We start from the raw sequence: 9,567 nt of genomic DNA, 5'->3' as shown, positions 1-9,567 counted from the left end.
ATACATACAGCCAATGCGGTATGTATGATAGAAAGGTCGAAAAGAAAAAAAGAAAGGCAGCATAATCTAACTAAAATAACAGGAAAAACAGGAGAGGTTTTAACTTCCCCTAAAAAAGACATGTACATAATGCATGGGTGGGAAGGAAAAAATAAGAATATGTAAACAATATTCTACAAAAAAGATAGAAGACTGGGAGAGTTGAACGAAAAAATCAAGAGAAAAGCTCACGTAAAGCAAAGCTTTTCTCTTGATTTTTTAGAAAGAGGAACATTTACTGAATATCCCTAAATAGGCTCTACATTAACGTCAGTTCGATATAAGCTTGTACTATTCCTATTCTCCTCCTTCCAGAAGGAGGAGTCCCCGTAGGGGGGAGGTGGTAGGTAAACACATAAGTTTATCATCCACAGTAAGATAGGAATACTTTATCAAAACATTTGCTTCATCGAGCTATCTTCAACTCCTGAACAAGATTGCCCGCCTTACCATATTTCTCCATAATAAAGAGCATATACCGCACATCTACCCCGATACAACGCTGCAAGTCAGGTTCAAATACGATGTCACTGCTCATTGCTTCCCAGTTGCCATCGAAAGCCAGCCCAAGCAATTCTCCTTTGGCATTGAACATGGCACTGCCGGAATTACCGCCTGTAATATCATTATTAGAAATAAAGCAAACATTCATGTCTCCCTGTGCATTGGCATATCTTCCGAAATCACCGGAAGAAAGCAAACTCAACAACTCGGGCTGGACGGCAAAGTCAATATCACCTGCATGTTCCTTCACCTTCTCAAAGATGCCTTTCACGGTGGTATAATAATCGTAAGTGGCCCCATCAAAAGGAGTATATCCCCCAACCGTTCCGAAACTAAGCCGCATAGTGGAATTGGCATCCGGATAGAAATTACGATCAGCATACATACGGCGCATGGCAGCGTTGAACAAGCGTTCCCCTTGCTCTATCTGCTCGGAAGCTTCGGAAATACTCTGATTCATCTCATAATACTTCACGATCAGGTCCAGACTCAAAGAAACAGCCGGGTCCTCTATCAGATTATACGTAGTATCCCGCTCCAGAAAACGTTTTAGGCCCTTAGGAGACGTTATATTGGACGTTGCATACAAAGAGTCTACATAAGCCTGAATATTCCCGTTATAGAGTGTATCTATCTTTTCATACATAGCAGGCAGATACTTCTTATCCACTTTCAACTGATATTCTTTGAGCATGGCAGCAAAAACCTCCTTATCAATGGAAAGATCAAGATTATCATATTTTTCCAATAACTTCTTCATGCGGGTAATCACCAGCTTCTCCTCGGCTTCAAAGTCGAAATTGAGAATTTCAAGAGCAAGCTGCACCAACTCGGGACCATTGATAAACGATTCACCGAAATAAGCCAACGCACGATTTGTTTCCCGACGATTACTATAACTCAACTCCAGAGAAGAGAATAAACGAATCAGTTTCTCTCTTTCTTCCGGATGAGACTGAATCCAGTCGCGAAGTGCTGCTTCAGCCGCCCGTTTCTTTTCCAATACCTTCAGATGCTTGATGGCCTTGTTTGTCCCGATACTATTTTTCCAATAATTGGAGCTTTCATCGTATTTTGAAGCATACTTGATACGAATATCCGGACGACGATCCATCTCCCGTTTCCAAACTGCTTGTTTTACTCCCCGCACATCAATCATTGCCTGATTGATTCCATTCATCATCTCTTCGATACCATACGAAGAAAGATAGCGTTCCGTACTTCCCGGATAGCCAAGCGTCATGCAGAAAGAACCTTCTTTGTATCCATCCAAAGAGATGGGCGCTACATATTCAGGGTGATAAGGGACGTTGTCAGGAGAATAATCAGCCGGGCCATTCTTCGTATTGGCATAGATACGAAATACGCTGAAATCGCCCGTATGTCGCGGCCACATCCAATTGTCCGTATCCCATCCGAACTTCCCGACAGAAGAAGGAGGCGCAAAGACTAAACGAACATCGTTATAATCACGATAAACGGAAAGCCAGAATTCATTACCTGCATAATAAGCATCGACAATACCGGTCAGCGTAGAATCTTTTTCAGAAACTTCCAGACCGATTACATTCATGATCGAATCAACAGCTACACGGCGTTCTGTTTCCGTTTTAGCATGACGGGCGACAGATAATACCCGTTTGGTTACGTCTTCCGTACGAAGCAGAAAACGGACATACAACTCCGGATTCGGCAACTCTTCGTCAAGGCTACGTGCAAAAAAGCCATCTTTCAGATAATCATGTTCCACAGAAGAGTGTTGCTGGATACTACTGAAACCACAATGATGATTAGTAAACACCAGACCGTCTTCGGAAACCACCACTCCCGAACAGAAACCTCCAAAGCTGACAACAGCATCTGAAAGAGAGGATTTCTTCGGATTATATATTTTATTCACAGGCATTTGCAAACCAAGTTCTTTCATTACCCGGTCTGTCTGTTTGTTTTTGCGTAGGTTTCCCAGCAGCCACATTCCCTCATCGGCAAACACATTTGACAGACAGAGGGAAAAGACTATCAAGACGGTTAGTCTGAATTTCATATTACTATTTTTAGATTCATTATTCGGTAATCAGCCTCAACTTCTTCGCTCCTACACGGGCTTTCAGCCATTCGCTGATTTTCTGTTTTTCGGCAACAGACGGATGTCTGTCGAATTTCAAAACAGCCAATGTTACCGTATCGGTCTTCATCGAGTCAACCCGCACTTCGAGCGAATGAGCGATGGAGAGCGTAGTGATAGAAGGATAAAGCACTTTCAGTTCGGGCACTAATGTACGACTCATTGCGTCATACGTTCTGTATTGTTCCAGTGTTGTCTCCAGTTGGGAAATCTTCACTGACTGTTGCTGAAGTCGCTGCTCACTGTTTTTGTAGAAGTCTTCCATGACCATGGCACGAATAGAAGTCACATCTACCGCTTCATTATTCATCCCCTGCAATACAACCAGCTTCGTATCTTCCAACTTATATTCTTTCATCTTGCTACGGGCAATAGAAATCGAAGCATCGGGCACTTCAGGACCAATCAAAACAACCCGCACTTCTTTATGCTCATAGCTGATCTTTTTATCAAGTACCTGTGTATTTTCAAAGCTCAACTGATCGCTAATAAAACGATTGGCTGCCGCCTCATAGAAGGTGCTTTTTATAATTCCAAATGTCAGATAAACCGCAGGGCACATGGTAAGCACCACAATCAGAACGATGTATTTACGTACGGTCTTCTCACGGGTTTTATCTACAAACTCTTTTCGTTGGAAATGCATCACACGAACTCCGAGGAAAGTAGCCAGACTGATAAAAACAGAGTTGATGAAGTAAAGATAAAAAGCACCCAGGAAATAAATAAGATTACCGGAAGCCAGTCCGTAACCGGCCGTACAAAGCGGTGGCATCAATGCAGTAGCAATGGCAACGCCCGGAATCACATTTCCTTTTTCCTTGGTAGAGAGAGCTACCACACCTGCCAAACCACCAAAAAGCGCGATGAATACATCATAAATAGTGGGCGATGTACGTGCCAGCAGCTCTGACTGTGAACCGGCAATAGGGGCAAGAAGGAAGAAAATAGTGGCCGTCGTCACACTGAAAGCGGTCGTTATGAGAAAGCTCTTTAAAGAGCGTTTCATCAATTCGAAGTCGTTCAGTCCGACAGAGAGTCCTACTCCCATAATAGGTCCCATCAGCGGAGAAATCAACATGGCACCGATAATTACAGCAGTAGAATTTACATTCAATCCGAGTGATGCCATAAAGATGGCAAAAATCAGGATCCATAAATTGGCACCTTTAAACTCTACACCCTTACGGATAGAATCCACGGTGGCCAGTTCATTATCCTTGTCTTTTTTCAAGTCCAGGTATTCTCCCAGAAAGGACTTGATAGCAAACTTATTACGTTCATCTGTCTTCATAGTTATTTCTTCTTTATAAAGCGATTAATAACAGGAATCTGACTCAATGGTAAATCCTTCTTGATAATATAAGCTATAAATAGCAATAAGAGTACGGTGCGGAAAGCGAGACGGAGCACCAGATTAGGGATAGGCACCTGTTCTCCAATAACGTAAAGTACCGCTGCCAGCAGAACATAAAGTCCGAGGCTTTTCAAATCATAACGAATCGGGTATTCTTTCTGTCCTATCCAGTAGGATAACAGCAAGATTACCGCATAGCCTGCAACAGAAGCCCATGCCGAAGCAAGATAGCCATAAACCGGCACAAATAATATGTTCAATACAACAATAATGACACAGCCGATCACCGAGAAGTAAGCTCCCCAATAGGTCTTATCTGTCAGTTTATACCAAAAGGACAGATTGAAATAAATCCCTTTACAGATTTCTGCAAGCATCACAATAGCTACTACTCCAAGACCTTCCCAGTAACCTTTTGCTACAAGATAACGCAGCAAATCGAGGTAGAACATTACAGCAAGGAAAGCCAACAATGAGAAGATAAGAAAATATTTCATCGCAGCCGCATACATTTTTCGGTTATCTCCTTCGCGGTCTTTACCAAATACAAACGGTTCGTAAGCGTAACGGAAAGCCTGTGTAAACATGGCCATCACCATCGCTATTTTGCTGGTTGCCGCATAGATACCCAGTTGTACCAACCCTTCCTGTCGATCTTCAAAGAGAAACGGATAGATCATCTTGTCAACAGTCTGATTTAGAATCCCTACCAAACCTAAGATTAATACCGGAAAAGAGTATACTACCATTCGCTTCAGCAACACCCGGTCCAACTTATAAGCAAAACCTGTCAGCTCTGGAATAAAGAAGAACATCTGGACAACCGAGATAATCAGGTTGCTAATGAAAATATATCCCACCAGATAGTCCGGATCATAAAACCAAGAGATGGTTGCCGGACAATGTACATTCAGCCACGGACACACCAACAGGAAAAACAGATTCAAACCGATGCCGCCAATGATAGAGAGCAGTTTGATAGCTGCAAACTTGACAGGGCGTTTCTTGTATCGCAAATAGGCAAAAGGAATGCATTGAAAAGAATCTAAAGCTACCACAACAGCCATCATAGCTATAAATTCCGGATGATCGCCATAATCCAGCAAATTGGAAATCGGTTGCAGGAACAACAGGCAAAGGAGAACGAAAATCAAAGATACGCCTCCTACTGACAATAGGGAGTTGGCATATACTTTCATCGGGTCTTCTCCCGATTTATTGGCGAAACGGAAGAATCCCGTTTCCATACCGAACGTAAGCAGTACGAGCATCAGGGCTGTAAACGCATACACGTTCGATACGACTCCGTAACCTCCGGTGGAAGCCGGTAATACTGCTGTATACAGGGGTACCAGCATATAGTTAAGGAATCGTCCGACAATACTACTTAACCCATAAATTGCAGTATCTTTAGCTAATGATTTTAGTCCAGCCATGTTTTATTAGTGATTATCATTCAGATTGGTTCAACGTTTCTTCTTTTGTTTGAACAACCAATCCATAAATCCGGGATAATTGAAAGCCGGATTCCAGCTTCCATGATTACAACCGGGAAATTCAATATATTCCACATCTGCACCGGCAGCTTTCAGTGCTTTATATGCTTCGCGAGAACCTTTCACCGGAACTACATCATCCGCATCTCCATGAAAGATACGGAACTTCACATCTTTGGCAGCCGACAACCGGCTTGGATTGACTATACCGCAGATAGGAATTGCAGCAGCAAATATCTCCGGGTAGCGTATTACTAAATCATACGTTCCCATCGCTCCCATTGAAAGGCCGATAATATAAACCCGTTGCGTGTCCACTTCGGGCATCACCAGATAGGAATCGAGCAACTGTTTGAGTGTCTGCAATATAGGACTGATCTCCTGTCCTACCGGCATTTCAGCAGGTATAAAAGACTTCGGACGTTCCGTATAAGCCCAGTAACCGTCTGTCGGACACTGCGGAATCAGCACAAAAGCAGGATACTTTTCTTGATTGACCGGATTAAGAAACATCTGTCCGCCATGAGTCAATTGCTTCTCATTATCATTTCCCCGTTCGCCGGCTCCATGCAAAAACAGCACGATGGGGTACTTCTCACCCGGTTTCACCGATTCGGGGTGAATCATCCGGTAAGGTAAGGAATCTCCTTTAGAAGAAACAAAAATATCTCTTCCATATCCCTGTTGAGCCGATAGAGAAAGGCTCAAAAAGAGAAAAACAAATAAAGTAGTCCATTGCTTCATCATCCAACTATGCTTTATAAAGTTCTTTTATACCGTTAATACCACTTATCACATGACGCTTTATGTTAGTCATTAAACAGTGTTTTCTGACTGTTATAAAGACTTCTTCCCAAATGCTTATAGGCAAGTTCGGTCACCTCACGTCCGCGGGGAGTACGTTTCATGAATCCTTCTTTTATCAGGAAAGGTTCGTAAACTTCCTCGATGGTTCCCGCATCTTCTCCCAAAGCCGTAGCAATGGTCGTTATACCGACAGGCCCGCCTTTAAACTTGTCTATAATGGTACAAAGTATCTTATTGTCTATCTCATCCAGTCCGTACTTGTCAATATTCAATGCCTCCAGCGCAAACTGGGCAATCTCTGTATCGATAGAGCCGGTGCCTTTCACCTGTGCAAAGTCACGTACCCGGCGAAGCAAAGCATTAGCAATACGGGGCGTCCCACGGCTGCGGGAAGCAATCTCCGATGCTGCACGTACCGAGCAAGGTACATCCAGTATGGACGCAGAACGACGAATGATATTGCTCAAAATATCATCGTCATAATACTCCAAATGAAGGTTAATACCGAAACGTGCACGAAGCGGAGCCGTCAGCAGACCGCTACGCGTGGTTGCACCAACCAACGTGAAAGGATTCAAATCGATCTGGATACTGCGTGCCGAAGGTCCCTTATCAATCATAATATCGATGCGGTAATCTTCCATGGCCGAATAAAGATATTCTTCCACTACGGGCGACAGACGATGAATTTCATCAATAAAAAGCACGTCGTTCGGTTCGAGGCTGGTCAATACACCAGCCAGGTCACCCGGTTTATCTAGCACCGGACCGGAAGTTACTTTAAAGCCGACTCCCAATTCGTTGGCGATAATATTTGAAAGAGTTGTTTTTCCTAATCCGGGAGGACCATGCAACAGCACATGGTCGAGTGCTTCGCCACGCAGACGTGCCGCCTTCACAAAAATGCGAAGGTTTTCCACCACCTTGTCCTGTCCGCTAAAGTCTTCAAAGCTTAACGGACGGAGTGCATTCTCGAAATCCCGTTCTTTTGAAGTAAGCTGATGTTCGCGTATGTTAAAATCTTCCTGTTCCATTTATTTCTTGAAAAGTAGGAGACAAAGATAGAGATTTACATTCATTTTCAGTATAAGAAAGACGAAGATTTAGTTTATTTGAAACGTAATAACTACTTTTGCACTATCTATATACACGCTATCAACTATGGTTCTAAATTACATTTGGATAGGATTCTTTGTCGTCGCCTTTATCATCGCCCTTGTAAAAGTGATTTTTCTGGGAGATACGGAGATATTTACGGCTATCATGAACGCTACATTCGATTCTTCAAAGACAGCTTTCGAGATATCCCTGGGACTTACAGGCGTACTAGCTCTTTGGCTGGGTATCATGAAAATCGGAGAAAACAGTGGATTGATTAACGCACTGGCCCGCTTTCTTAGTCCGGTGCTTTGCCGACTGTTTCCGGATATTCCTAAAGGACATCCGATGTTAGGGTCCATCTTCATGAATATGTCTGCCAATATGCTTGGCCTCGACAATGCGGCCACCCCATTGGGACTGAAAGCAATGAAAGAGCTGCAGGAACTGAATCCGAAAAAGGACACTGCTTCCAATCCGATGATTATGTTTTTGGTGATTAATACATCCGGCCTTATCATCATTCCGATCAGTATCATGGTATATCGTGCACAAATGGGGGCTGCACAGCCTACAGATGTATTTATCCCTATTCTGCTAAGTACTTTCATTTCCACTTTAGTAGGAGTCATAGCAGTGAGCATCGCTCAAAAGATAAACTTAATCAATAAGCCTATTCTCATTTTAATGGGCATTATTTGTCTTTTCTTTTCCGGCTTGATTTACTTGTTCCTAAGCGTTTCACGAGAGGATATGGGTACTTATTCTACATTGATAGCGAATATTCTGCTATTCAGTGTCATCATCCTGTTTATTTTGACGGGAGTCAGGAAAAAGATCAATGTATACGATTCATTTGTAGAGGGAGCTAAAGAAGGGTTTACGACGGCTGTGCGCATCATCCCTTATCTGGTTGCTTTTCTTGTAGGAATTGCAGTGTTCCGCACTTCGGGAGCAATGGATTTTCTGGTGGGAGGCATCGGCTATATAGTAGGTTTATGCGGAGTCGACACGAGCTTTGTAGGTGCACTGCCTACCGCATTGATGAAATCACTTAGCGGTAGCGGTGCGAACGGATTGATGATCGATACGATGAAAGAACTGGGACCTGATTCGTTTGTAGGACGTATGAGTTGTGTAGTTCGCGGAGCTTCGGACACCACATTCTACATTCTGGCCGTTTATTTCGGCAGTGTGGGGATCACCAAGACTCGTAATGCGGTGACTTGCGGTCTGATAGCAGACTTCTCGGGTATCATAGCCGCTATCTTAATCAGTTATTTATTTTTCTTTTAAATCATAACATTCAATTATGGCTGTAACTTATCAAACAGAAGGCGTAAAAATGCCTGACATCAAGAAACGTGAGACTACGGAATGGATAAAGGCCGTAGCTGCTTCTTACGGGAAAAGACTCGGTGAAATCGCTTATATCTTCTGCTCGGACGAAAAAATTCTGGAAGTAAACCGTCAGTATCTGCAACATGATTACTACACGGATATTATTACTTTCGATTATTGTGAAGGCGATCGTCTATCAGGTGACTTATTCATCAGCCTAGATACGATACGCACCAATGCTGAACAGTTTGGAACTTCATACGAAAACGAACTACATCGTGTGATTATCCATGGAATTCTTCACTTGTGCGGCATCAACGATAAAGGTCCCGGGGAGCGGGAGATTATGGAAGGTGCTGAAAACAAAGCATTATCTATACGAAAAGTGTAAACAAGCCTCAACAGCAAACGATTTCAATAAACAAGCGATTTATTCAAACATACTATACTGTAACATACTGTATAGGGATATTCCTAAAATAATAAAATTTAAGGCAACTAATTCATTGCGAGTTAGTTGCCTTTTTTGTATCTTTAAGCATTCCCCCCAAAAAACGGTTTGACGGCCAAAACGGGGGTAATTAAAAATAAAAACACATGGTAAAGATACAAAAAATCTCAGAAATCGAACCTTGTTTAGGTTTTACCGAGTTCGATATGCTTAAAAAATATCGTCAAAGTTTTGCAACGAGTGAATTAGGTCGCCTCCATTCTCTGTTCCCTTTCTCGGAACTGGCCCGACAAATGCATTTGAAGTCCTCTCCTTTTGGGCGTAAAAGTTATTTTTCTCCCGAAGGTAA

7 protein-coding genes and 1 pseudogene are annotated in these 9,567 nt (G+C 42.8%); 3 read left to right on the top strand and 5 right to left on the bottom strand.

Annotated features, from left to right (window positions below):
* Positions 1-445: 445 nt before the first annotated feature.
* The 5 genes from HMPREF0106_RS03505 to ruvB form a co-directional block, all read right to left on the bottom strand.
* Positions 446-2,587 (bottom strand): S46 family peptidase, encoded by a 2,142-nt coding sequence (locus tag HMPREF0106_RS03505; protein ID WP_008641648.1) that lies wholly within the window; start codon positions 2,585-2,587, stop codon positions 446-448.
* A 19-nt stretch (positions 2,588-2,606) separates the two neighbouring features.
* Entirely contained in the window at positions 2,607-3,962 is a 1,356-nt protein-coding gene (locus HMPREF0106_RS03510) for a TIGR00341 family protein (protein ID WP_008641646.1), read from the bottom strand.
* Between the two features lie 2 nt (positions 3,963-3,964).
* A complete protein-coding gene (locus HMPREF0106_RS03515) occupies positions 3,965-5,461 on the bottom strand; it encodes a polysaccharide biosynthesis C-terminal domain-containing protein (protein ID WP_004313750.1) in 1,497 nt (498 codons plus the stop codon).
* A 30-nt stretch (positions 5,462-5,491) separates the two neighbouring features.
* Complete coding sequence (locus HMPREF0106_RS03520) at positions 5,492-6,268, bottom strand: dienelactone hydrolase family protein (protein ID WP_008641644.1); 777 nt, start codon at positions 6,266-6,268, stop codon at positions 5,492-5,494.
* 62 nt (positions 6,269-6,330) lie between these two features.
* Positions 6,331-7,362: a Holliday junction branch migration DNA helicase RuvB gene (gene ruvB, locus HMPREF0106_RS03525; protein ID WP_004313748.1), complete on the bottom strand. Its 1,032-nt coding sequence runs from the start codon at positions 7,360-7,362 to the stop codon at positions 6,331-6,333.
* Positions 7,363-7,489: 127 nt separating this feature from the next.
* Here ruvB and HMPREF0106_RS03530 point away from each other — a divergent pair, with 127 nt between their 5' ends.
* The 3 genes and pseudogenes from HMPREF0106_RS03530 to HMPREF0106_RS03540 form a co-directional block, all read left to right on the top strand.
* On the top strand, positions 7,490-8,722 hold the full coding sequence (locus tag HMPREF0106_RS03530; protein WP_008641634.1) for a nucleoside recognition domain-containing protein: 1,233 nt from the start codon (positions 7,490-7,492) through the stop codon (positions 8,720-8,722).
* A 16-nt stretch (positions 8,723-8,738) separates the two neighbouring features.
* A complete protein-coding gene (ybeY, locus tag HMPREF0106_RS03535; protein WP_008641633.1) occupies positions 8,739-9,158 on the top strand; it encodes an rRNA maturation RNase YbeY in 420 nt (139 codons plus the stop codon).
* Positions 9,159-9,364: 206 nt separating this feature from the next.
* A pseudogene (locus HMPREF0106_RS03540) lies at positions 9,365-9,567 on the top strand (DDE transposase); the annotation flags it as partial.

It is taken from the genome of Bacteroides sp. D22 (assembly GCF_000163675.1).
Lineage (GTDB): Bacteria > Bacteroidota > Bacteroidia > Bacteroidales > Bacteroidaceae > Bacteroides > Bacteroides xylanisolvens.
The sequence above is the reverse complement of the archived record's forward strand: the minus strand, read 5'-3'. Positions and strand labels throughout refer to the sequence as shown.